At 65.6% G+C, this 24,090-nt stretch carries 24 protein-coding genes and 1 pseudogene; 5 read left to right on the top strand and 20 right to left on the bottom strand.

The features are described 5' to 3' along the window. Positions 1-236: 236 nt before the first annotated feature. Positions 237-1,526, bottom strand: coding sequence for an adenylosuccinate synthase (locus ABV518_RS11645; RefSeq protein ID WP_131133463.1), 1,290 nt, complete (start codon positions 1,524-1,526; stop codon positions 237-239). A gap of 398 nt (positions 1,527-1,924) precedes the next feature. Here ABV518_RS11645 and ABV518_RS11640 point away from each other — a divergent pair, with 398 nt between their 5' ends. Beyond that, complete coding sequence (locus ABV518_RS11640; protein ID WP_367767244.1) at positions 1,925-2,557, top strand: uracil-DNA glycosylase; 633 nt, start codon at positions 1,925-1,927, stop codon at positions 2,555-2,557. Between the two features lie 142 nt (positions 2,558-2,699). Here ABV518_RS11640 and ABV518_RS11635 read toward each other — a convergent pair whose 3' ends face one another. The 5 genes from ABV518_RS11635 to ABV518_RS11615 form a co-directional block, all read right to left on the bottom strand. Next, a complete protein-coding gene (locus tag ABV518_RS11635) occupies positions 2,700-3,122 on the bottom strand; it encodes a DUF3151 domain-containing protein (RefSeq protein WP_367767243.1) in 423 nt (140 codons plus the stop codon). A 1-nt stretch (position 3,123) separates the two neighbouring features. After that, a complete protein-coding gene (gene fbaA / locus ABV518_RS11630) occupies positions 3,124-4,143 on the bottom strand; it encodes a class II fructose-bisphosphate aldolase (protein ID WP_367767242.1) in 1,020 nt (339 codons plus the stop codon). 192 nt (positions 4,144-4,335) lie between these two features. Beyond that, the gene (locus ABV518_RS11625) at positions 4,336-5,268 is read right to left on the bottom strand and encodes a hypothetical protein (protein ID WP_367767241.1); all 933 of its coding nucleotides are present in this window, start codon (positions 5,266-5,268) and stop codon (positions 4,336-4,338) included. A 138-nt stretch (positions 5,269-5,406) separates the two neighbouring features. Next, a complete protein-coding gene (locus ABV518_RS11620) occupies positions 5,407-6,057 on the bottom strand; it encodes a TrmH family RNA methyltransferase (protein ID WP_367767416.1) in 651 nt (216 codons plus the stop codon). Between the two features lie 46 nt (positions 6,058-6,103). Beyond that, positions 6,104-7,105 (bottom strand): hypothetical protein, encoded by a 1,002-nt coding sequence (locus ABV518_RS11615; protein WP_367767240.1) that lies wholly within the window; start codon positions 7,103-7,105, stop codon positions 6,104-6,106. Positions 7,106-7,382: 277 nt separating this feature from the next. Here ABV518_RS11615 and ABV518_RS11610 point away from each other — a divergent pair, with 277 nt between their 5' ends. Then, entirely contained in the window at positions 7,383-8,213 is an 831-nt protein-coding gene (locus ABV518_RS11610; protein ID WP_367767239.1) for an HAD-IIA family hydrolase, read from the top strand. 9 nt (positions 8,214-8,222) lie between these two features. Here the strand turns inward: ABV518_RS11610 and ABV518_RS11605 are convergent, their stop codons facing one another. The 12 genes and pseudogenes from ABV518_RS11605 to ABV518_RS11550 form a co-directional block, all read right to left on the bottom strand. Next, positions 8,223-9,272, bottom strand: coding sequence for an alpha/beta fold hydrolase (locus tag ABV518_RS11605; protein ID WP_367767238.1), 1,050 nt, complete (start codon positions 9,270-9,272; stop codon positions 8,223-8,225). 59 nt (positions 9,273-9,331) lie between these two features. Continuing rightward, positions 9,332-9,937: a hypothetical protein gene (locus ABV518_RS11600; protein WP_367767237.1), complete on the bottom strand. Its 606-nt coding sequence runs from the start codon at positions 9,935-9,937 to the stop codon at positions 9,332-9,334. 90 nt (positions 9,938-10,027) lie between these two features. Beyond that, complete coding sequence (locus tag ABV518_RS11595; RefSeq protein ID WP_367767236.1) at positions 10,028-10,786, bottom strand: GAF and ANTAR domain-containing protein; 759 nt, start codon at positions 10,784-10,786, stop codon at positions 10,028-10,030. 105 nt (positions 10,787-10,891) lie between these two features. Further along, positions 10,892-11,464 (bottom strand): orotate phosphoribosyltransferase, encoded by a 573-nt coding sequence (gene pyrE, locus ABV518_RS11590; protein ID WP_131133452.1) that lies wholly within the window; start codon positions 11,462-11,464, stop codon positions 10,892-10,894. Between the two features lie 10 nt (positions 11,465-11,474). Further along, complete coding sequence (locus ABV518_RS11585) at positions 11,475-12,335, bottom strand: FAD-dependent monooxygenase (protein ID WP_367767235.1); 861 nt, start codon at positions 12,333-12,335, stop codon at positions 11,475-11,477. Continuing rightward, positions 12,292-12,963: pseudogene (locus ABV518_RS11580) on the bottom strand (mannitol dehydrogenase family protein); the annotation flags it as partial. The gene ABV518_RS11585 and the pseudogene ABV518_RS11580, both read right to left, overlap by 44 nt. Beyond that, positions 12,960-14,366 carry a glucuronate isomerase gene (uxaC, locus tag ABV518_RS11575; protein WP_367767234.1) on the bottom strand — a complete coding sequence of 469 codons (1,407 nt, stop codon included), beginning with the start codon at positions 14,364-14,366 and terminating at the stop codon, positions 12,960-12,962. The gene uxaC and the pseudogene ABV518_RS11580, both read right to left, overlap by 4 nt. 133 nt (positions 14,367-14,499) lie before the next feature. Further along, a complete protein-coding gene (locus ABV518_RS11570) occupies positions 14,500-15,552 on the bottom strand; it encodes a LacI family DNA-binding transcriptional regulator (protein WP_367767233.1) in 1,053 nt (350 codons plus the stop codon). 77 nt (positions 15,553-15,629) lie between these two features. Continuing rightward, positions 15,630-16,796 (bottom strand): Gfo/Idh/MocA family protein, encoded by a 1,167-nt coding sequence (locus ABV518_RS11565; protein WP_367767231.1) that lies wholly within the window; start codon positions 16,794-16,796, stop codon positions 15,630-15,632. 61 nt (positions 16,797-16,857) lie between these two features. Beyond that, positions 16,858-17,727, bottom strand: a complete 870-nt coding sequence (locus ABV518_RS11560; RefSeq protein ID WP_367767230.1) for a sugar phosphate isomerase/epimerase family protein — start codon at positions 17,725-17,727, stop codon at positions 16,858-16,860. Between the two features lie 51 nt (positions 17,728-17,778). Continuing rightward, positions 17,779-18,789: a Gfo/Idh/MocA family protein gene (locus ABV518_RS11555; protein ID WP_367767229.1), complete on the bottom strand. Its 1,011-nt coding sequence runs from the start codon at positions 18,787-18,789 to the stop codon at positions 17,779-17,781. Next, positions 18,786-19,634, bottom strand: coding sequence for a sugar phosphate isomerase/epimerase family protein (locus ABV518_RS11550; protein ID WP_367767228.1), 849 nt, complete (start codon positions 19,632-19,634; stop codon positions 18,786-18,788). Before ABV518_RS11550 ends, ABV518_RS11555 begins: the two co-directional genes overlap by 4 nt. Positions 19,635-19,854: 220 nt before the next feature. Here ABV518_RS11550 and ABV518_RS11545 point away from each other — a divergent pair, with 220 nt between their 5' ends. The 3 genes from ABV518_RS11545 to ABV518_RS11535 are packed head-to-tail and all read left to right on the top strand — an operon-like array spanning position 19,855 to position 22,129. Beyond that, positions 19,855-20,889: a LacI family DNA-binding transcriptional regulator gene (locus ABV518_RS11545; protein WP_367767227.1), complete on the top strand. Its 1,035-nt coding sequence runs from the start codon at positions 19,855-19,857 to the stop codon at positions 20,887-20,889. Positions 20,890-20,912: 23 nt separating this feature from the next. Beyond that, on the top strand, positions 20,913-21,737 hold the full coding sequence (gene nadE / locus ABV518_RS11540; RefSeq protein WP_131133442.1) for an ammonia-dependent NAD(+) synthetase: 825 nt from the start codon (positions 20,913-20,915) through the stop codon (positions 21,735-21,737). A gap of 35 nt (positions 21,738-21,772) precedes the next feature. Next, a complete protein-coding gene (locus ABV518_RS11535) occupies positions 21,773-22,129 on the top strand; it encodes a DUF5655 domain-containing protein (RefSeq protein WP_367767226.1) in 357 nt (118 codons plus the stop codon). 50 nt (positions 22,130-22,179) lie between these two features. Here ABV518_RS11535 and ABV518_RS11530 read toward each other — a convergent pair whose 3' ends face one another. Together ABV518_RS11530 and ABV518_RS11525 are read right to left on the bottom strand one after the other, a co-directional pair. Further along, on the bottom strand, positions 22,180-23,094 hold the full coding sequence (locus tag ABV518_RS11530; RefSeq protein ID WP_367767225.1) for an NADP-dependent oxidoreductase: 915 nt from the start codon (positions 23,092-23,094) through the stop codon (positions 22,180-22,182). A gap of 62 nt (positions 23,095-23,156) precedes the next feature. After that, on the bottom strand, positions 23,157-23,945 hold the full coding sequence (locus ABV518_RS11525) for an IclR family transcriptional regulator (RefSeq protein ID WP_367767224.1): 789 nt from the start codon (positions 23,943-23,945) through the stop codon (positions 23,157-23,159). Positions 23,946-24,090: the final 145 nt, after the last annotated feature.

Here is a 24,090-nt window from a genome sequence, read left to right as displayed (position 1 = left end):
CCGTGCAACGTCTTCGCCACCGGACGGTCCGGAACACATCTCTGCGCCGGTCTCCCACGGGTCTGGTCGAACGATCTGTTGATCAGTTCAGCTTGTACATCAAGTCTCCCGGCAGCGTCTGCAGCCTCACAAGACCGGCCGGGTTAACCCTGTGTAAATTGCGTTCAACCCCCGGCACAACAAAGCGGCGGGCCACCCTCCAGGGTGACCCGCCGCCGTCGTTACGTTCTAAAACGTCAGTCGTTGATGAGGTCGTTGACCACGATCGTCTGGTCCCGGTCCGGGCCGACGCCGATGGCCGAGAACCGCGTGCCGGAGAGCTTTTCCAGGGCAAGCACATAGTTGCGGGCGTTCTCCGGCAGGTCTGCCAGGGTGCGCGCGCCGGTGATGTCCTCGGTCCAGCCTTCGAAGTATTCGAAGATGGGCACGGCGTGGTGGAACTCGGTCTGCGTCATGGGCATTTCGTCGTGGCGCACACCGTCGACGTCGTAAGCCACGCAGACGGGGATCTGCTCGATGCCGGTCAGGACGTCCAGCTTGGTGACGAAGTAGTCCGTGAAGCCGTTGACGCGGGAAGCGTGGCGGGCCAGGACGGCGTCGTACCAGCCGCAGCGGCGGGGACGGCCGGTGTTGACGCCGAACTCACCGCCGGTCTTCTGCAGGTACATGCCCATCTCGTCGAACAGCTCCGTGGGGAACGGGCCGGCACCAACGCGTGTTGTGTACGCCTTGATGATGCCGATGGAGCGTGAGATGCGCGTGGGGCCGATGCCGGAACCCACGGAGGCGCCGCCCGCGGTGGGGTTGGAGGACGTGACGAACGGGTACGTGCCGTGGTCAACGTCCAGGAAGGTGGCCTGGCCGCCCTCCATCAGGACCACCTTGCCCTCGTCCAGGGCCGTGTTCAGGACCAGCGTGCTGTCGATGACCAGCGGGCGCAGGCGATCGGCGAAGGAGAGGAAGTACTCCACGATCTCCTCCACCACAACACTGCGGCGGTTGTAGATCTTCACCAGGAGATCGTTCTTCTGGCGCAGCGAGCCTTCAACCTTCTGGCGGAGGATTGATTCGTCAAAAACGTCCTGGACACGAATGCCCAGGCGGGCCACCTTGTCCATGTAGGCCGGGCCGATACCGCGGCCGGTGGTGCCGATGGCGCGGCTGCCCAGGAAACGCTCGGTGACCTTGTCCAGCACCTGGTGGTAGGGGGCGACGAGGTGTGCGTTGGCCGAAACACGGAGTTTCGAGGTGTCGGCGCCGCGCGCCTCCAGCCCGTCGATCTCCTGGAACAGGGCCTCGAGGTTCACCACGCAGCCGTTGCCGATAATCGGGACCGCGTTGGGGCTGAGGATGCCGGCAGGAAGGAGCTTGAGCTCATACTTCTCACCGCCTACGACGACGGTGTGCCCGGCATTATTTCCGCCGTTCGGCTTGACGACATAGTCGACGCGGCCGCCCAAAAGGTCAGTGGCCTTGCCTTTTCCTTCGTCGCCCCACTGGGCTCCTACGATCACGATTGCTGGCATGGGATCCTCCCCCATTCGTTCGGGCCGGCCAGGCTGTCCACCGAAATGGCAGGCCTGGTGCAGCGCCGTTCATGAGAATGCCCCGAATGGACCAGCCTTGCCAGGTCCGAGGTGCGGCCTGCCAACGCAAGAGTTCCGGGGCTCTTACCACCCAAGTTTAGCCGATGCAGGGGTTCGTCCACTCGCTGGGCCTGCCCGGCGTGAATGGGCGGCCAGCCGCCGGCAATATTTGCCTGAGGCCGGCCCGGCGTTTCGTTTCGCGGGGCTTGCTAGACTGGTAGTGACCGACCAGGAATCGGTCCACCACATTTCAAACCATCCCGGACTGCGGCGCGCCCCACCGCGCCCATTTTCCGGATTGGCAGCAGCACCTAGCCCCGCAGGAGACATAGCACTACATGACAGCCCTGGCACCCGAATCTTTCCGTGAGCAGCTTTTGAGCCGCCGTTACGAACCCAACGTTGCCGCCGTCAACGAGCTGTGCGATTCCCTGCAGAGCGTCAAGCCCCACACCGAAGTCCCCTACGTTGACCCGATGCACGATGTGGACGAGTGCCGCATCATCAGCCTCTACTCAAACATCGGGGAAGCTGACAAGTCCGGCTTCATCACCGCCGGCGACGACGACGCCGCCACCCGCATGCTGGGCATCCAGTGGACGCTGGGCCTGCGACCGGAGTTCGTGATGCCGTGGAACGTCCACCCGTGGCACACCCCGGGCGAGGTCAACGGCAAGTTCACGCCGGACCAGATATCCTCCGGCCTGAAGCCGCTGCTCAAGTTCCTTGCCTTGGTCCCCCGCGCCTCGGTCATCGTGGCACACGGCACCGAAGCCAACCGCCTGGCCAACCTGCTCCTGAAGACCGAGGTGCCCATGATCTGGCGCCGCGGCCTCAAGACCTACAAGGTCCGGTCCCTGAGCGGCCGCGCCTTCGCCGGCACGCCTGCGCGGCAGGAACAGTACCTCGAGGAAATGCGTGTGGCCTACACCGACGCCATGGCACGCACGGGCCTCACGGTTCCCAGCTAACAGCCCGGGTCGCACCGAGCACGGCATACGACGGCGGGCGGTCACCTTTTCGAAAAGGTGACCGCCCGCCGTCGTACTTAGGGGCCTCCGCCGCCGAGGGTTCCCTGGCTGAGCGAAGCGAAGCGAGGGAGGCGGTGGGGACTTATTTGCCTTCGATGGCTGCCTTCGCGGCCGGATCCGAGTCGTTCAGGAACTTCTCGATCCGTTCCGGCTCGTCCGCCTCGCCGATCGCCGAGGAAGCCCGGCCCAGCGAGTAGAGCGCGCGCAGGAAGCCCTGGTTGGGCTCGTGCTCCCACGGGATGGGGCCGACGCCGCGCCAGCCGTTGCGGCGCAGCGAGTCCAGCCCGCGGTGGTAGCCCACGCGTGAGTAGGCGTAGGAGTCGATGGTGCGCCCTTCGGCCCACGCCTCCTCCGCCAGCACGGCCCACAACAGCGACGATGTGGGGTGCTGTGCCACGAGGTCCAGTGCTTCCTGGCCCGCGTCCAGCTGCGCGTAGACGTCGGTCTCGGCAGGCAGGAGCGTGGGCTCAGGGCCCATCAGGTTCTTGCGGAACTCGTCGGACATGCTAGAACGTCTTGCCGGCGGAGCCGAGCTGCTTGGTTGCCTCAACCACGCGGGCGGCCAGGCCGGCTTCGGCGGAGGCACCCCAGACGCGGGGGTCGTAGAGCTTCTTGTTGCCTACTTCACCGTCGACCTTCAGCACGCCGTCGTAGTTCTTGAACATGTGGTCCACCACCGGACGCGTATAGGCGTACTGGGTGTCGGTGTCGATGTTCATCTTGATCACGCCATAGGAAACGGCGTCGGCGATCTCCTGGTCGGAGGAGCCGGAGCCGCCGTGGAACACGAGGTCGAACGGGCTGTCCTTGCCGAGCTTGGCGCCGACCTGGGCCTGGATGTCCTTGAGGATCTCCGGGCGCAGCTTCACGCCGCCCGGCTTGTACACGCCGTGCACGTTACCGAAGGTAAGTGCCGTGATGTAGCGGCCGTTCTCGCCTGCGCCGAGGGCTTCGATGGTAGCGAGGGCGTCCTCGACCGTGGTGTACAGCTTGTCGTTGATGGCATTTTCGACGCCGTCTTCCTCGCCGCCCACGATGCCGATTTCAACTTCCAGGATCATCTTCGCGGCGGCGGTGCGCTCCAGCAGTTCGCGCGCGGTGCTCAGGTTCTCGTTCAGCGGCTCGTGCGAACCATCCCACATGTGGGAATTGAAGATCGGGTTGCGGCCAGCCTTGACCTCGGCCTCCGAAGCTGCCAGCAGCGGAAGGACAAAACCGTCCAGCTTGTCCTTGGGGCAGTGGTCCGTGTGCAAGGCGATGTTGACGTTGTAGTTCTTGGCAACTTCGCGGGCGAACGCGGCGAAGCCCAGCGAACCGGCCACCATGTCCTTGGTGGAGGCGCCGGACCAGTAGGCGGCACCGCCGGTGGACACCTGGACGATGCCGTCGGACTCTGCCTCGGCAAAGCCGCGCAGGGCCGCGTTCAGCGTCTGCGAGGAGGTGACGTTGACGGCGGGGAATGCGTAGCCGCCCGTCTTTGCGCGGTCGATCATCTCGGAGTAGATCTCTGGGGTTGCAATGGGCATGCTGACTCCTAAAGTGAATTTCGTCTGCGGGCTGGTTGGCCCTGGAGTGAACCTCGTCGGCTAGGAACCATCCTAGCCATTTCTGCCGGGGCGCCGTGTTTCGGGTCACGCAGACCCGGTAACACTTGCCTCCCGGGGTGCGCCGAGGTGGCACTTCACGGCAATGTTTGGCGCCGGGACTGCCGCGAAATGTCATCTCGCGCGCCAGCCCCGGCTTTCCAACGCGGCTCGGACTTTAGGCACGACGGCGGGCCGGGGCCCGTCGAGGTCAGCTTTGGACACACGCACCTCAAGCCAGCCGCACTCGCCTGTCAGTGACTGGCGGCGGATATCCCGCTGGTACTGCTCGGCGCCGCCGTGGCCGGCACCATCGTATTGGATCGAGATCCGCCATTCCGGGTAAGCCGCGTCAGGCCACACCACCGGGGTGACGTGCACGCCCCACAGGACGTGGTTCAGTTTCGGCTCGGGCAAGCCGGCGCGGACCAGGGCCAGGCGCATCGTGGTTTCGGGCTGGGAGTCGGAGCCAACGCGGATCAGCTCCAAAGCCGCCCGCGCCGTCCGGATTCCCCGTGCCCCGGCATGCTTGGCAACCATGTCCCGCAGTTCCGACAGCGTGCACAGCGGTTCGCGCGGAACCGGGAACTCCGGGCCGTGGGCGCACACAAGGGAGTCTCCAGCGATGACGAGGTCATCCACGGAGGCCATGGCGGCCAGGTCCAGCCACGTCCTGGCAGGCGAGGTGAGCCGGACGCCGTCGTACTCCACAAGCTCGCCGGGAAGGAACCTCAACAGGTGACCCACCACATTGACCCTGCGGGGCATACTGAACCCGGCGCGCCTGGCCAGGTGGATACGCCAGTCCTCCGCAAGCCGCCACCCAAGGGCCGTCTGCCAGATACGAGCAGCTGACACATGGGTCAGGGCCGACGAGTCGTCCAGCTCCGTGTAAGCCCGCAGCGCGGCGCCACCCTTGGCGTCCGATCCCAGGCTGACGCGGACACCCCGGGAAACAGTTGCCAGGTCCTTGGCTGCCGTACGCGTCCTTGTGACGCCGGCTTTGTCGGACATACGGAGCGAGAACGAACCGGCAGTCAGGTGTTCGGGAAGCGGGGCCCTGTGCATGCCCGAATTCTTCCCGAAATCTGCCTTCCTCGGAGGGTTATCCACAGGCTGGCATGCTCCGTCTCCACGAGATGGCACTTCGCGGCAATGTTGGGCACCGGCACTGCCGTGAAGTGCCATCTCGGTGTCGGCCGGGCGCTACGAAACGTGCTGGTTGAACACGTGCCGACGCACCCACGCGTGCATCGCTATGGCCGCGGCGGACGCCGCGTTGATGGAGCGGGTGGAGCCGAACTGCTCGATGGACAGGGTGGCGAGGGCGGCCTCGTGCACTTCCGGTGTGAGGCCGGGGCCTTCCTGGCCGAACACCAGCACACAGTCCTTGGGCAGTTCGTAGGTTTCCAGGGGCACGGAATCCGGGAAGATGTCGATGCCGATGATCGCCAGCCCCTCCCCCTGCGCCCACGTGACGAAGTCCTCCACGGTGGGGTGGTGGCGGACGTGCTGGTAGCGGTCGGTGACCATGGCCCCGCGCCTGTTCCACCGGCGTCGTCCGATGATGTGGACTTCCTTGGCGAGGAATGCGTTGGCGGTCCGCACCACGGTGCCGATGTTGAGATCGTGCTGCCAGTTTTCGATCGCGATGTGGAAGTTGTGCCGCTTGGAATCGAGGTCGGCCACGATCGCGTCATGCTTCCAGTAGCGGTACTGGTCCACGACGTTCCGCCGGTCCCCGTCGGCCAGCAGTTCCGGGTCCCAGTGGTCCCCGGCGGGCAGCTCGCCTTCCCAGGGTCCGACGCCGACCTCCGCCTTTGGCCCGGATTCCTCCTCAGGCGGTGGAACGGGCAGCGGCGGGGTCTGGGGCTGGTCAGTCACGCCTCAACTCTAGCCGGGGTCAGCCGTCGAGCTTCCAGCGGTTGGCGCGGTAGGAGTTGGCGAGCTGCTCCAGCAGTCCCGGGTGTTCATCCCAGTACGTCCCGTGGCCGCTGACGCCCACCATCTGCGGCGTTCCCCACGGGGTGACACTGAACAGGTTCACTGCCTTGATGGTTTCGCCGCGGGCGTTGAGGCACTCAAAGCCGATCACCACGGCCACCGCCCGGCGGAACTCCCGGATTTCCGGAGTGGTCGTCGTGAAATTGCTGGTGCACTTATGGCCCACGAGGTGCTGCGGCACTTCGGCCGCGGGCATGGCTGTGAACTTGGCCTCGATCTCCTTGATGGCGGCCTGGACTTTCTCCGGCTCCTTGCCGTGCTTGCCCTCTTCCGCTTCAGCGAAGAACGCAAAGGCCAGGGCGATGCCGTCCCCGTCCCGTTCCTCGGTGCCCTGGGCTTTTTGCTGCATGGGAGTGCCCGTGGTCGGGTCTGTGGTGATCCCGAAGGTCTCGTCGCCGGTCCAGGCGGCAAGGTACTGGAAGGATGACTCCCCGGTGACAAACCGGCTGAAGAGCGGGTCACCTTCGGCCGGGATGTTTGCGGGTCCCTGCAGTTCCGCCCAGCCCGGCGGCAGCGGGATCGCGCCGGCCGGCACGTCGTCCGCGGTGGGATCGTCCGACGGCGCCGCCGATTCTTCCGGCGCGGCGCTTTCCCCTGCTGCCCCGGACGTCACCCCGGGAGACGGAGTGTCCTTTGCCTGCGGTTTGGCGAACGTGGGAATCACCCAGGCGAATACCGCAACCAGTGCAACAATCACGACGGCGGCGACGGCGCCGAGAACGATGACCAGCGCCTTTTTGTTGCTATGCGGGGGTTGAGGCGCCGGCTGCTGCGGGTATTGGCCCGGGTACTGGTGGCCCGGCTGCGGCGTCTGGGGGTACTGCTGCCCTGGATACGGAGCCTGCGGGTTGCCCTCCGCATCCCTGGACGGTGGCGGTGGCGCACTGTAGTTGTTGCTCATGGCGGTCCCTTTCAGGTGCTGGCAGGCATCCTGCGGTCCCGCGGTGCCCGGTGATTTCCGACGTCGGGGACCAGCCGGCGCACGCCGGCACAACACCGCAGCGGACATCCCCCGATCCGCAGCCGATGGGCGCCATGGCGCCATGACGAGCCTAGCCGATGGGCCGGACAGCCGGCGCGTGCGGGCTCCGCCGTCATTTCTTCGGCCTCACGTGTTCCGGGGCCCGAAGAATGACAGACTGGAGCCCGGAAAAGGCACATCGGCGTTGGAGGACAACATGGCAAAAGCAGACCAGGTCAACGGATCACCGGCGGTTTACCGAAACGGGCAGGAGATCGAGTGCTGGTTGACGGACATGGACGGCGTCCTGGTCCACGAAAACCAGGCTGTCCCCGGCGCGGCCGAGCTGATCCAGCGCTGGGTGGACACCTCCAAGCGCTTCCTGGTGCTGACCAACAACTCCATCTTCACTCCCCGCGACCTTGCCGCCCGGCTCCGTGCGTCGGGCCTGGAGGTTCCGGAGGAGAACATCTGGACCTCGGCCTTGGCCACCGCGCAGTTCCTCAAGGACCAGGTGCAGGGCTCAGGTTCCGGAAACCGCGCCTACACCATCGGTGAGGCCGGGCTGACGACGGCGCTGCACGAGGCGGGCTTCATCCTCACCGACCAGGACCCGGACTTTGTGGTGCTCGGGGAAACGCGCACCTACTCCTTCGAAGCGATCACCATGGCCATCCGCCTGATCCTCGCCGGAGCCCGCTTCATCGCCACCAACCCTGACGCAACCGGCCCGTCCAAGGACGGCCCCATGCCTGCGACCGGTGCCATCGCTGCCCTGATCACCAAGGCCACCGGACGGGAACCGTACATCGTGGGCAAGCCGAATCCCATGATGTTCCGGTCGGCCATGAACCAGATCGACGCACACTCGGAAACCACTGCCATGATCGGTGACCGGATGGACACTGACATCATCGCGGGCATGGAGGCCGGCCTGCATACGGTCCTGGTGCTGAGCGGCATCACGCAGCGTGACGAGATCGCGTCGTACCCGTTCCGGCCCAACCAGGTGCTCAACTCCGTCGCGGACCTGAAAAGCCAGATCTAGCACACAGGCTTAGAAAACAGTCACCCTCGATCCCCCGCCGGGAAGAGGGAAGAACTCGTTCATCAGTCGGTCCACGATGGGCCGGTAGACGGTGGGGTTCCAGCCCGGACTGGCGTGTGCCGGCCGGGCGCCCTCCGTTTGCAGGTCTGTTGACACCATGTTGGAACGGAAGGCAGCCTCCCACGCCTCCCGGGCTGTCTGGTACTGCACCGTCTGGTCCCGCGGGTTGCCGATGAACGCCATCTTCGCCCCACCGAGCTTCTCCACGAACCGGAGCCCGTCGAAGTGGTAAATGTAGGCGGACTCCGACTGCACGAGCACGCTGGAGGGGGCGATCGGGGACAGCTGTTCCAGGGTCTGGTCCAGAATCTGGCGCCAGGTCCGTTCGTCCTTGTGGATCACCCGCTCCCCCAGTTCGTACCCGCCGCGCAGCACGGACGGAACACGGAAACCACGCTCGTAGAGGAACACCACGCCGTCGAACCAGCTCTGGTCCAGTACGTCGTGCTTGCTGTACGGGCTGGAATCGAGCAGGATGAACGCCACCTCCACGCCATGGAGTTCGCGGAGGCGGGCGGCGACCTGAGTGGCCACCATGCCGCCGAAGCTGTGGCCATAGAAGAACAGTTTGGTGAGCTTGTTCGCCCGCACATGCTCAATCACGGCAATCACCAGTTCGTCGATGTCCAGCCCTTGGTTGGAATAGCCGACGGCGGCCAGCCGGGCGCGCTTGTTCAGCGCCCCGCGCAGGGCGTTCAGGATCCACTGCGCTTCTTCCCAGCTGGTTTTGTAGCCCGGAAACAGGAACCAGCTGGCATCGGGGTAGTACGCATCGGCGAAGTCGTCCCGGACTTCAAGGATCCTGTTGACCCGCCGCTCCGACTGGACGCGGCGGGTGACCAGCATATCCCCGGCCAGCAGGGCGGAGGCTCCTGTTCCCCAGAGGAAGCCCCGGCGGGAGAACTGCCGGAGGGCGGCAGCGCCGGCCAGCAGCCGGGCATGGTCAATTCCCGGCTGTTCAGGCTGTCCCTGCGGATCTGTTTCCCCCCTGTACGGCACTTGACTACCGTACGCACAGCCGGAGCCCCTGCTGCAACCCCCGGTTAGGCCGGGCCGGGTCAGCTGGCCGCCAGGCCCTCCCCGGCGGGGTCGTGCAGGCCTTCAACCGGCCTCCGGCGTGATATTTCCTGGCCGATCTCGTTATACCTGGCCAGCAAGTCGGAGCCGGCAAACGCCTCAGGCTCATCGAGCAGCGCAAAGATCGAGTCGCTGGCGGCGAGGAGTTCGTCGTCGGAATACTCGCTGAGGGGTCGTCCGAACATCGCGTCAACGGGAGCCTGGGCGTCCCGGTCTGCGCTGGCCGCGAAACCGTCCGTGAGTTCATCGGTGATGGCCAGCGACAGTTCGTTGACGCCAGCTTCCGGCGGGGCCGTATCTGCCAGCGGCGTCAGCACCAGCGACACGCCTCCCCCGGCCATACCGGGAAGAGCGGCCCCGTCGATGGCGTTGAGGTCGCTGCGAAGGCCCGCCAGCGCCGCCGATTCCACGAAGGCAGCCCGGGAGAGGTCCACGTGGATGTGGGAGGGAATGCCCATGGCCCGAACACGTCGGACCATGTTCACAAGTGCCGGGCGGGATTCTTCATTGAGGCTGCCACGGATATCAATCCTGACGGTGTCTGTGAGAACGTCACGCGTAGCGAGGGCGTGCAATTTGCGGTCCATAGGTACTCCAAATAAGGGTGTCTATGGCCGACGGCTCAACCTCGGCAAGCGTATCCTCCGCAACACCCCGGCACAAGCCGCAGAAGTTGCCTAGCCTGTGTGGGCTTTGCCGGGCTCCTGGTAATGCGTTCGGGTGCCTGCCCCGCCGACGGAATCCACCAGTGACCTTGCGATATCCCGCAGCTTGGTGTTGCTGTTGCTCGAAGCTTCCGTCAGGATCTGGACTGCCGCATCCTGGCTGCAGCGGTTTTGTGCCATCACGATGCCCACGGCGATGTCGATGATGGTGCGGGACTCCAGGGTGGCACGCAGGTTGGCGGCGCTGTCGGTATGCAGTGAAAACCTGACAGCCAATCGCAGCGCCTGCGAGATTTCCCGCGTATAGCCCCGGGCCTTGGCCGCGGCACGTTCGTCGAATTTGTGCGGTACGTCCGAATAGAGGTTCAGGGCCGCTTTCGCTTCCCCTTGGAGGTGGAACGGGAGGGACAGCACCGAACGCAGCCCATGGGACGCGACAGCGTTGGCGTAGTCCGGGCCCCAGCGGTCCTCCTCGAAGAGGTCCGGGACGTTGACTTCGCGTTCCTCCTCGGCCGCGGTCAGGCACGGGCCCTGGGAGAGTGAGTACTGGATCTCGTCCACTTCGCGGGCGGAATCGCTGCTCCAGCCGATGGTGGCAGCTTTCCGGTCCCGGAGGAGCGTGATGCCGCACAGGGCGTCGTCGCCGTCGCCTGCCACCTGGTGGGCCGAAAACCTGGCCAACTCGTTGAGGAACTGCTCAAAGTCCGCGCTGTCCAGGATGAGGTTCTGGACCTGCTCGGTGGTGTTCAACGGAAGTTCCGGTGGGAGCATGGCGCGTTCTCCAATAGCTGCAGACGAGGGTTGAGCAAATACTAGGACGACCCCCTGCGCCAGTCCAACCGACACCAGCTTACGCCGGTGCCGGCTGGAGCCGGACTAGGAAAGTCCCAGCTCGTCCTTGCCGAAAGCGAAGAGGTACGGCACGCCGGTTTCGGCTTCAATTTTTTCCTTGGCACCGGTGTCGCGGTCCACGATGACGGCCACGGCCACCACGTTGCCGCCGGCCTTGCGGACGCCCTCAACTGCGGTGAGAGCCGAGCCGCCGGTGGTGGACGTGTCCTCGAGCACCAGCACTTTCCGTCCGTCGACGGACGGGCCTTCGACCTGGCGGCCCATGCCATAGGACTTCTGCGCCTTCCGGACTACGAAGGCGTCCACGGTGCGGCCGGCGTCCACCGCGGAGTGCATCACGGCGGTCCCCACGGGGTCGGCACCCATGGTCAGACCGCCGGCGCACTCAAAGTCGATCCCGGCGTCGTCCGCCAGTGCCAGCATGACCTGGCCCACCAGCTTGGAAGCCTCGTGGTGGAGGGTGATGCGGCGCAGGTCGATGTAGTAATCGGCCTCCGCTCCGCTGGACAGGATCACCTTGCCGCGGACGACGGCGAGCTCCTTGATCAGCTCAAGAAGGCGGGCACGTGCGGCAGTGGCATCAAGAGGGGAAGTCATGGTCTCCAGTTTAGCGGCGGGCGAAGCCGGGTGCGTGTTCCGGCCGGGGTCCGAAGGCGATGAGCCGCGGCAGAATCCGCCGCGCCACCGGAGCGTGCCGGAGGACGAACAGCAGGGCCGGCGGAGGGCCGGGCGTTCTTCCGGCGAACAACGGGACGAACACTGCCCGGTGCATGATGCGCTGGACGGTCTGGACAACAATGGTTGGCATCCGGCGCCGCCGTTCCACCGCAGCGAGTTCCTGCACGCCCACGTGCCCGCTCAGAAGTGCCGGCGCCAGCAGGGACGCCGCCGCCACGGCATCCTGGATGGCCAGATTAATGCCCACGCCGCCCACGGGGGACATGGCATGGGCGGCGTCGCCGATGCACAACAGCCCGTCCACATACCAGCGCCGCAGCCGGTCCAGCCGGACATCCAGCCAGTGAAGGTCATCGAGCGAACGGATGGAAGCGACGCGGTCCGCCAGGTCCGGCCGGAGTGCGGCAACGCGTTCCCGGAACCGTTCCACCCCTTCGGAGCGGATCCGGGCGCTGTCTCCTTTGGGGGCGAGGTAGCCCATTTGGTAGTAGTCGTCGCGGAACAGGGCGATCATGGCTTCGCCATCCCGGAAGGCCGGAACGATGCCCGCCACCGCACCTTTTTCCGAAGCATGGCGGGGGAGCTTGAACCACCAGGTGTCAAAGGGAACCGGATAATCCGTTGGCTGCAGGCCGGCGGCCCGGCGCAGCACGGAATGCCGCCCGTCCGTGGCCACTACCAGGTCCGCGTGAAGCGTCCCTTCGGTACCGTGGCTTTCGGTTCCGCGGCTTTCGGTGCCGTGGCTTGACGAAGCTGATGTTGGCGTCGATCCATTCCGCAAGGCCTGCATCCCACGCGCCGGCGAAGCCCGCCAGGGCATTGCGGGCAACGGTGCCATTGTCCGAGAGGTTGTCGCAGCAGACGACGGCGAGCGGTCCCGCGCCGGCAGCCCGGCGGGCGGCGATGGCGAGCACCAGCCGGCCCAGCGGCGTCGCCGGATATCCGCTGCCGGAAGCCAGCAGCGCAAGGTCGGCGGCGACGTCGGACGCTCCGCTATCCAGCAGGCCGTCGGAGCCTATACGGTAGGCGGCCTCGGTGATGGTCAGTGTGATGACGGCGGTGGCGGGGGCCGCCACCAGCTCCACCAGGCGCTGCACGTCGGCTCCGTCCACGGCCTCCACAATGCTGCTGACCACGGTGAAGGAGTCGCCAGAGTCGGCGCGTTCCACCACTGTGAACAGCCCGTCCTGTTCAGCCAGCGCCAGCGCGGCGTCCGGGCGGCGGCCAGTGAAAGCTGCGATGCCCCAGTCCGCGGCGTCAGACGCCTGGTGGGTGTACCAGGCCTGGTGCGAGCGGTGGAAGGCACCAAGGCCCAGGTGCACGATCCGCACGGGGGCCTTGGCGGCGGGGCGCAGCCGGCGGTTGAGTTGGGGAAGGCCGACGGCGGATTGCGCACCGGGCTGCAGTTCGATGCTCACAGCTTGAACACCCTTCGGGGCGAACCGTCCACCAGGTCAACGATCAGTGCGTGGGCGCGGTCCTCGCTGACGCGGTGCTCTGCTACCAACCGGGCCAGGAAGGACGCTTCGATCCGGCGGGACGCGTCATGGCGGGCGGGGATGGAGCAGAACGCACGGGTGTCGTCGATGAAGCCCGAGGAGCGGGAGAAGCCGGCTGTTTCGGTGACGGCCGAGCGGAAGCGCAGCATGGCGTCCGGTGCGTCCAGGAACCACCACGGCGCGCCGAGGTACACGGACGGGTAGAAGCCCGCCAGCGGCGCGAGTTCGCGGGAGAACACGGTCTCATCCAGGGTGAACAGCACCAGGTGGAAGTCCTTGGCGGTGCCGAAGTCCTGCAGCACGGGGCGGATGGCCTCGGTGTAGTTGATCGCGAAAGGGATGTCGTGGCCGGTGTCGGCGCCGAACGTGTTGAAGGTAGGTTCGTGGTGGTTGCGGTAGGAGCCGGGGTGGATAGTCATCACGAGGCCGTCCGCGACAGACATCCGCGCCATCTGGTACATCATGTGCGCTTCGAAGGCGTCCCGGTCCTGCGCCGTGGCCTTCCCTGATCGAGCGCGTTCGAACAGGGCCGCGGCCTGGGCGGCGTCAAGCTTCAGCGTTGCGGGAGTGCGGACGCCATGGTCGGCGGAGACGGCGCCGTGCTCCACGAAGTAACGACGCCGGTTCTCCAGCGCGGTGATGTAGCCCCCGTAGCCGGTGCCGCCGTCGCCCGCTGCCGCGATCAGGCGGTCAACGTTCGCTGACCAGGTGGGGTGCGCGATGTTCAGGTAGGCGTCCGGACGGAAGGTGGGCAGGACGCGGCCATGGAATGTGGGGTCCTGGGCAATTGCCTGGTGGCTGGCCAGGCTGTCCAGGGGATCATCCGTGGTGGCCAGGACCTCGATGTTGAAGTCCTTGAAGAGCTGGCGGGGACGGAAACCCGGCTCCAGCAGCTTGGCCGAAATGGCATCGTAGCTGGCGTCGGCGGTCTCGGCGCTGACCTCCTGCTGCAGGCCGAAGACGCTGTCGAACTGGGTCCGGAGCCAGTAGCCGGAGGCGGTGCCTTCGAACAGGGGCCACGCCTTGCAAAACTCGCGCCAAACCGTTCGGGAGTCCGGTTCGCCGGTTGCCGTGCCGCGCACCCGGTCCAGCGGGACACCGCTCGCGTGGATCAGGCGGGTGACGTAATGGTCCGGGCTGACCAGCAGCGCCGCCGGGTCCGGGAACGGGGTGTTGTGCTCGATGACTGCGGCGTCAACGTGCCCATGAGGGGAAAGGATGGGGAGGTCCTCGACCCGCTGCAGGAGCTCGCGCGCAATGCGGCGGGTTCCGGGATCAGCGGGGAGGAGCCGGTCTGGGTTGGCGGCGATCGACTGTGACATAGGTCAATAGTCCGGGTTGCATCCCAGTTTTGTCAACCGGTTGCCAAAACTTGCCATTCTTGTTTCCGTCGGGATTTTCACTGCTGTGTGACTCCAGGCTTCAGGACCTCAGCCCGGGGCTCCCCCTTCGGCGTCAGCCCTTGGGTGCGAGCCGTCCGCTGGAGCCGCGCAGGACCAGTTCGGTTTCCACGCGGAGGGTGCCCACCGGATCCCCGTTGCCGTGGAGCAGGTCCAGCAGCAGGCTGGCGGCTCCCGAGCCACACTCCCCCAGCGGCGAGCGCACGGTGGTCAGCGGCGGTGTGGTGAAGTCCGCACCAAAGATGTCGTCGAAGCCCACAATGCTGATGTCATCCGGCACCACCATGCCGCCCGCCTGCAGCTCCTGCATGAGGCCTATGGCCAGGAGGTCGTTATAAGTCAGGACTGCCGTGGCGTCGGTGGCCAGGACGTCGCGCGCCACCTGCCTGCCGCCGTCGACCGTTGGCTTGCTGGACTCCACCCGCACTGCCTCCAGCCGGGACCAGTCACAGGCGGCCCGGACTCCTTCCCAGCGCCGGGCGGACATCCAGGACTTCGGGGGCCCGGCAACAAAAGCGATCTTGCGGTGGCCGTTGGCGGCGAGGCTGCGCACCGCCTCCCCGATGCCCTTCCGAACCTCGGGGACAACGCACGGCACGCCGTCGACCTCGCGGTTGATGACTACCACCGGCTTGTCCCGGGCGAGGGTTCGGATGTCGTCGTCGTCCATCCGGGGGCTGGCCAGGATGAGGCCGTCCACGGTGGCCATCATCCGCCGGGCCGCCGTCAGTTCCGTGACCGCGGACTCGGCGGACTCGGCAAGCACCAGGGTGTAGTCCCGCACGGTGGCGGTGGTTTCGGCGCCGCGGATGATGTCGAAGAACGTGGGGTTGGTGATGTCCGCTACGATCAGGCCGAAGGTGCTGGTCCGGCCCGTCGGCAGCGCCCGGGCGAACGGGTTGACCTGGTAGTTCAGCTCGGCAGCCGCATCCTCAATAAGCTTCTGCGTCTTGGCGCTGACCCGTCCCGGCTTGCTGAGCGCACGGGAAACGGTGGACGGATTGACGCCGGCAACTTTGGCAATGTCGTAGATGGTGGCGGCTGATTTGTCACCCCGTCCGCGTTTGGCGGGAGCGGCTGCTGCTCCGGAGTTCGTCGATTCAGTCACCGCTCCATCGTAGACCGGGTGGCAACAAAAACGGGCCGGTTGCCATGGCATGGCAGCAACCGGCCCGCAATGGATCGCTAGGAGCGTTCGGGGAACTTGCCCTCGTCGGCGATGCGCTTGTTCAGTTCGGCCAGGAACACGTCCTCGTCGAAGTCCAGGCCCACTTCGGTCCCGGTCCAGCTGGACAGGTGGATGGCGTTGGCCAAGCGGACGCCGTTGATGCCGTCCGAGCCCGGCGCGAGCAGCGGGGTGCCGTCCAGGATGTTGGCGGCGAAGTTCTCCAGGACACCGGCGTGCTGCCCGCCCCAGACAGACTCGAATTCGATCACTTCGGTGGTGTAGTACTGCTCGGGGTTCAGCTCGCCCCTAAAGAGCTTGCGGACTTCGTCCATGTCCATGGCGTCGCTGAGTTCACGCTCGGGCTTGACCATGCGGGTTACGGTGGCGGTTTTGGAGTTTTCGACGACGATCTTGCCCTGGTCGCCCAGGATTTCGAAGCGGTCGGTTCCCACGAGGTCATGCGTGGCGGTGACAAAGACGCCGGTGGCGCCGTCACCGTAGTCAACCACCGCGGTGACTTCATCCTCGACGGCGATGTCCCGGCGGAAGCCGTAGGCCACCTTGGCATAGACGGATTTGGGCACGCCGCAGATCCACTGCCACAGGTCCAGCTGGTGCGGTGCCTGGTTGACCAGGACGCCGCCACCTTCGCCGCCCCACGTGGCGCGCCATTCGCTGGAGTTGTAGTAGCCCTGCGGCCGCCACCAGTTGGTGATGATCCAGTTGGTGCGGCGGATGGTGCCGATCTCGCCGTTTTCGACGATCTCCTTGAGCTTGCGGTACAGCGGGTTGTTGCGCTGGTTGAACATGATGGCGAAGGACAGCTCGGGTTTGGAGGCCGCGAATTCGTTCAGTTCCTTGACCTGCTTGGTGTAGACGCCGGCGGGCTTCTCCACGAGGGCGTGGATGTTGCGCTTGAGCGTTTCGATGCCCATTTCCGGGTGGAGGAAATGCGGGACGCACGTAACCACTGCATCGACGTGACCGCTTTCCAGCATGGCGATGTAGTCGTCATAGAAGGGGGCGTCCGGGTAGGCGGCCAAGGCAACTTCCTTCTTGGCCAGATCGGTGTCGCAGACAGCCCCGACCACCATGTTGGGGACCATGCCGTCTGTGATGAACCTGGCGTAGGCGCCGCCCTGCTGGCCCAGGCCGATGATGCCGAGGCGTACTTTCTTGCTCACAGTTATTTATCCTTTTCGTTGGTTGAGCTTGTCGAAACCAGTTGCTTGAAACCGTCGTTGCTTAGAAAAGCCCGGAGTGGCCGAGGGCAATCAGGTTGTTGTAGGAGATCTGCAGCGCTTCCCAGACTGTCCGGCCATAAAGTTCATCCTGCTCCACCAGCAGATACGCGGCGCCTGCAGCCTGCGCGGCCGGGATGATGGACGCGAAGTCCAGGTTTCCTTCGCCCACTTCGGCGAACTGGACCACGTTTTTGAATTCGGCCATGAATCCGGCGAAGTCTCCGGAATCCAGGAGCCCCATAGCCGCTTCCGGCATTTGGCCGATGCGGTAGTCCTTGAGGTGGACCATGGCTGTGCGGCCAGCGTACTTTTCCAGGGTGCGGACCGGATCCAAGCCGCCGCGCTGTACCCAGTGCACGTCGATTTCCAGGCCCATCGCTGGGGAGTTCTCGGCAATGATGTCCAGCATGAACTTGCCATCGAATTTCGCAAACTCGATGTGGTGGTTGTGGTAGTAAAGGCCCAGGCCCTGCTCCTTCAGACGCTCGGCATATTCATTGGCCTGCTTGGCGAAATTGATCACCGCACCGATGGATGTCATTGCGTCGAACGGCAGCATGCCGATCCGCAGCAGCTTCGAGTCCAGGCTTTGGGCGTCGTCCACAATCTTGTCGAAGTGCTCCGTCAGTGAATCGCCGGGCCGGCCCTTGGGGGTCTCCATGGCCACGGAAAGTGCCGCGATGTCCATCCCCAGTTCGGTGCGGGAACGGTCCAGTTCAGCGACGTTTTCCGGGGTCATCGGGATCTGGGAGATCTCGACGGCGTTGTAGCCCATTGCGCAGACCTTGCGGAGCGTTTCGAACGCCCCGATCTCCGCGAAACTGTCTTTCAGCATCATCGCTTGTACGCCGATTTTGGCTGTGCTGGCCATGGTGGTCCTCCGTTGTCTTCTGACCCCTTTAGGGCCATCGTGCCCGTTTGCTCAGGAAACCTTGTGAGCCGAATCCGGGTAGCTCTGCCGGTAGACGTCTTTGATGATGCGCAGCGATTTTTCGGCTTCTGCGGGGCTGATCCAGAACGGTTCGGCCTCGTCCAGCCGGGCGTAGAAGTCGCTGATCAGCAGCTCGTGCGAGACACCCCAGTAGGACAGGCCGCCGGAGTCGCTCTTTCGCTCCGGAATGACGTCCACGCGCCCGTCATCATGGGTGACAGTGAGGTCGCCCCGCAGGCTCAGGACCGCCCTCTCGGTGACCACATCGAGTGTCACCGGCGCATTAAAGGCATTGGCCAGGGTGGCATAAAACGCGCTCCGGGCACCGTTGGCATGTTCTGCGACGAATTCTGCGGTGTCCTCCACCTCGATGGTGCCGCCCAAGAACCGCGTGGAAGCATTTCCCGTGACCGTGACGACGTCGCCCACCAGCCATTGCAGCAGGTCAACGGTGTGGATCGCCTGGTTCATCATGAGGCCACCGCCGCCGCCGGCCCACGTCCCCCGCCATGGCCTGCTCTGGTAATACTCAGGGGCCCGCTGCCACATGACCGTTGCGGATGCACCCACCACTGGCCCGAGTTCACCGGATGCGAGCAGGGCATGCATGGCCTGCGCCGTGGCGTTGTACCGGTTCTGGAAGCAGACGGCGATCTTCGCCCTGCCTGCAGAGGCGGCCTCAACCAGGCGGCGCCCCTCCGCCAGGGTGTGTGCCAGCGGCTTTTCCACGATGACGTTCACGCCGCGCTCCAGGCAGTCCGCTGCCACCGACGCATGCTGGTCGTGCGGAGTACAGATATGCACGACGTCGGTCCGGACTGCCTCGATGAGACTCAGATGGTCGGCGAAGCCGGGGACGCCATACGCGGCCACGGCGGCAGCCAGCCGCTGCGGATCCGCATCGCAGACCGCAACCAGAGAGACACCGTCGAGCTTTGCAATCGCTTCTAAGTGCACGGCGGAAACGTCGCCGCAGCCGATGACCGCCGCCGTTGTGCTCAAGAGAGTTCAACCCCGTTCTTCGCGGCGAGTGCGGCGAAGGCGCGGGCGGCGATGCCGAACGCCACCGGTCCCGAGAAGCCGCCCAGCTCATGCGCGCTGGCAAGGTGGGGCTCCAGTGACGCAAAACCGGAGAAGCCGTCAGCCTTGAGCGCGGCGATGGTGGCGTCGAGTTCGCCGTCGCCCTCACCGGACGGCACCACTTCGCCGGTGGTGGCGAGCGCATCCTTGACCTGGAGGTACTCGAGGTACGGGCGCAGTATGGCGTACCCGTCGGTGTACGGCTTGACGCCCACCTGCACGAAGTTGGCGTTGTCCCAGGCGACGCGCAGGGCCGGAGAGTTCACGGATTCCATGATGTCCAGCACACGCTGCGGCGTATCGCCGTAGATGTCCTTTTCGTTTTCATGCAGGAGCACGACGCCGGATTCCTCAGCGAGCGTTGCCAGGGCACCCATGCGGACCAGGACGTCGTCGCGGATGTCTTCGGGGGTCAGGCCGTCGGCCCGGTAGAACGAGAAGATCCGGACGTAGTTGGTATCCAGGCCCTTGGCCACGGCGATGATCTGGCGGAGCCGTTCCACCTCATGCTCCACGGGGAGGCTCACATCCACCTTGCCGATGGGGCTGGCTACCGCCGAGACCTTGAGGCGCTTGGCATCGAGAATTTCCTTGAGCGCGGCAACCTGGTCCGGTGTCAGCTCGGAGACGTTCGTCCCCCAAGCGCTGCGGACCTCGATATGGCTGGCGCCCAGTGCGAGCAGCACAGACGCCTGAATGGCCGGATCCGGATCAATTTCGTCGCCGAATCCTGAGAGCTGCCAGGTTGCGGATGGTGCTTGGGTCAAGGGAATCTCCTCGGTAGAACCCTCGCGGCAGGGGAAGCCGTGGATTCCAGCTACGGCGCGTGGGTGACTCGGTTCACAGAGCGGTGCTCCCGCAAGTCTAGGCTTGATGCCAATCAATGACAACCGATTGCCAAAAATTGGCGGATTGTGGCATTCTTGGCGGATGCAACTGTGGCAACGGCCATAGCCGCCCCCGTCATTCCGTTCAGAGAGGAGCGCCATGGCGACGCAAGCCGCAGGAACCGACCGCCCTGCCACGATCCACGACATCGCTGCCAGGTGCGGAGTTGCGGCTTCAACCGTTTCCCGCGCGCTTTCCACACCGGACCGGGTCAACATCCGTACCCGCGAACGAATCGAAGCCGCGGCGGCAGCGTTGAATTACAGGCCGAACATCCAGGCCAAGGCGCTGAGCTCAGGCCGGACGTCCGCCGTCGGGGTACTGGTGCCGGACATAACCAACCCCTTCTACTTTGACCTGATCCGCGGAACCCAGCTCCAGCTCAAGGCGGCCGGGTACACCCAGTTGCTGGTGGACACGGAGGAGTCCGACGAGGTCGAGGCCACCACCGTTGACCAGTTGCGCAAGAGCGCTGACGGAATCATCGTTGCCGCGTCGCGGCTGAGCGACGAGGCATTGCTCGCAGCGGCCGCGACCATGCCCTTGGTGGCCATCAACCGGGACGTTCCGGGCGTTCCGGCGGTCATCATCGACACTCCCTCGGCCACCAGCCAGGCACTGGACCACCTCGTTTCGCTGGGCCACACCAGGATTGCCTACATTGCCGGGCCCACCACGTCCCAGTCCAGCACGCGGCGATGGGCCGCCCTGGCCGGGGCGGCAGAGGAACGCGGAGTCGAAGTCCGCCGGCTTGGGCCGTTCGCGCCCAAGACCCAGTCCGGTGCGGCCGCAGCGGACGCCGCTGTCCACTCCGGCGTCACGGCCTGCATTGCGTTCAACGACCTGATTGCCATCGGGATGCTGCAGCGGCTGCGCGAACGCGGTCTCCGTGTACCTGAGGACATGAGCATTGTGGGGTGCGACGACATTTTCGGGGCGGACTTCTGCAATCCGCCGCTGACCACCATGGCCTCCCCCATCGAACAGGCAGGCCGCGTGGCTGTCTCCGTGCTGCTGGCCCAGCTGAACCCGCTGGCAGGCGGCGGCACGCGCAACCGCTCCGTAATGCCCACCCACCTCACCGTCCGCGGCTCCACGGGGCCGGCTCCGGAGGACACAGTTGAGCGTTATTGACACTGCTGGCTAGGCTGGGACACATGCGCGAACTCCAGGCCAAAATCGTTGAAGAAATGGGCGTGCAGCCCCGGATCGATCCCGTCGGGGAGGTGCGCAAACGCGTGGCTTTCCTTAAGGACTACCTCAAGGCAACACACACCAAGGGCTTTGTCCTGGGAATCTCCGGCGGCCTGGACTCATCGCTCGCCGGCAGGCTGGCCCAGCTTGCCGTTGAGGAGCTGGAGGCCGAAGGCGTGGAGGCCAACTTCGTGGCTGTCCGCCTGCCCTACGGCGTGCAGCACGACGAGGACGACGCACAGGCCGCTCTGGACTTTGTCCAGGCCAAGACTGAGTGGACCTTCAACATCTCCGCCGCCGTGGACGGCTTCGAGGACGAGTTCGAAAAGACAGTGGGAAACGGGATTTCCGATTTCCACAAGGGCAACACCAAGGCGCGCACCCGGATGATTGCCCAGTACGCGCTGGCCGGCGAACATAACTACCTGGTCATCGGCACCGACCACGGCGCCGAGTCAGTCACCGGTTTCTTCACCAAATACGGCGACGGCGGCGCGGACATCCTGCCACTGTTCGGTCTGAACAAGCGCCAGAACCGTGAACTCCTGGCCGAGCTGGGAGCCCCCGCACGCGTCTGGGAGAAAGTGCCCACCGCGGACCTCCTGGACGGCAAGCCCGGGCGCACCGACGAGGACGAGCTGGGTATCACGTACGACCAGATCGACGACTACCTCGAGGGCCGCGACGTGCCGGACGAGGTAGCCGAAAAGATCGAAGAAAAGTACCTGCGCACCCGCCACAAGCGCACCGTGCCCGTCACGATCTTCGACACCTGGTGGAAGGACTAAGGTTCCGGGGCGCCCGGGCGGACCTCTAGGCGGGCATGACCCACGACGTCGACACGTACCTTGCGGGGAAGCCGCCGGCCGCCGTCGAACTTTTCCGCCTGTTCCGCGCGCTGGTTCTTGCCGCCGGCGAATGCGAGGAGCGCGTCCACCGCACGGAGGTGGCGTGGGCGGACCGGCGCGTGTTCGCCGCCGCGTTTATCATGTCCGGGCGGCTGGAAGTGGCCATTGACCTGCTGCGGCAGGTGGACCATCCGGCCCTGCTATTAAGCTTTCCCACCACCATGAAGGTGTACACGCACCGCTTCAGCTTCGCCGCAGCTGACCAGTTGGACGCCGACATCGCAGCGTGGCTGGTCGAAGCGCATGACGACGTTGGACCGGGCACCCGTTGAACCCCCGTGGCTCCGGTCAGGCGCCGCGCCATCCGGATCAGAGGCTTCTTTTAGGGCAGCAGGACGATCTTGCCGTGGCCGTGGCCGCTGCGGCTCAGTTCCAGCGCCTCGGCCGCCTCGACCAGCGGCAGCCGATGCGCGATGGTGAACGTGATCAGGCCTTCCGCTGCGAGCGTGGCCACGTCCATGATCCGGCCCTCCTGCTGCTGCACGGCGGCAATCCCGGCCTCCTTTGACTGTTTGCCCGGAGCGGTAATGACGGCCCGGCCGCGGTCCGGGAGGAGTTCGACTGTTGCGGCCACGGACTCCTCAGTCCCCACGGCGTCCAGCACGGCGGTGACAGCTCCGGCCTCCTCAGCGGCGGACCTGATGCGGTCCGTCAGGCCGGGCCCGTAAGGAACGGCCTCCGCGCCCAGCTCCCGCAGGTAATCCTGGTTGGCTTCCGACGCTGTGCCAATCACGCGTGCGCCAAAGGCCTGGGCAATTTGGACGGCGGCGGAGCCCACACCTCCGGCCGCCGCGTGGATCAGCACGGTGTCACCCGGGCCTACGCCCAGCTGCTTCAAGGCCGAGTAAGCCGTGCCCCCAGCCACCGGAATGCAGGCAGCCTGTTCAAAATCGACGCCGGCGGGCAGGGGCGTGAGCTGATCGGCGGGCACAACGGCCTCCATGCGGTAACCGCCCGTGAAGCCGCTCCAGATGACTTCGTCCCCCACGGTGAAGCCTTCAAAAGCGGGCCCCACCGCCGTCACCACTCCGGCGGCCTCGCTGCCCGGCACTTCAGGGAGGTCCAGCGGCGCCACTTTGCTGAGGTGCCCTGCCACCAGCTTCCAGTCCGTCGGGTTGACTCCAATGGCGCGGAACTCCACCCGCACCTCGCCGGCCGCGGGTTCGGGCAGGTCCTCCGGCCCGACCTTCAAAACCTCCGGATCGCCGTACTGTTCGAAGTAGACGTTCGTGCTCATGTCCCTGGGCTCCTTCGGGTGTTTGGCACTCTATGGCTAGCGTAGGCACGCCCCGCCCGACGTCACAACAGTTCCTTGGCGGGGGAACCCAGCTTGTTCGTGATCCGGTGGGCCTCCTCCATCAGGAGCCGGCCGAGGAACTCCTGCCGGTCCTCGCGGAAGCGCGGTTCGATGCCGGTCAGGGAAAGTGCCCACGCGGGCCGTCCCGCCTGGTCAAAAACGGCGGCACCCATCCCCCAGCTGCCTTCGAGCACCAGGCCGGGATTCACCGAGTAGCCTGCCTGCCGGGTCCTGGCCAGGCCCGCGCGGACAACTTCTGCCGTGTGCGCTGCGGCGAACGCGCCCGCATGGCCTGCCCAGGATGCCAGCAGCTGTTCCTGTTCCGCCTCCGGCAGGAACGCCATGATTGCTGTCCCGGCCGAGGCGACGCCCAGCGGGAAACGGACTCCTTCATGCAGCACGAAGGAACGCACCGGGAAGCTGCCCTCCTCCCTGAGCAGGCAGACCGTCTCCGCTCCCCGGCGGATGGAAAAGAACGCACTCTCCCCCGTCTCCTCCGCCAGCCGGCGGAGGCTGGGCCGGGCGATCTCCTCAAGCGGGAACCTTGCGGACGCCACGGACCCCATCAGCAGGATTTCGGGCCCGAGGACCCAATTGCCGGTCCGGCCGTCATGGTCCAGTAGTCCTTCTGCCGCCAGCGACGTGAGCAGGCGGTGGACCGTCGGCCGGGTGAGCCCCGACTCCTTCACCAGTTCCACCAGCGGGCTGCCTTCGGGCTTGCGGCCGGCGATGCGCAGCAGCCCGGCGATGCGGCTGACAACCTGCGCGCCCTGCACGGGATTCTGGTTCATGTAAGACCTTCCAACCATTCAAAGTATCCATATTGTGGACTCCACTCAGGGTAGCGTCCACACTGTAAAAAGGCCACGATTTAGGCAATTCTGACGCCTTGACAGTCACCAATTCACTCCCGTACGCTCCGAAACCAGAGCCATT

It is taken from the genome of Arthrobacter sp. HS15c (assembly GCF_040812005.1).
Classification (GTDB): domain Bacteria; phylum Actinomycetota; class Actinomycetes; order Actinomycetales; family Micrococcaceae; genus Arthrobacter.
This window is presented reverse-complemented; position numbering and strand designations above follow the sequence as displayed.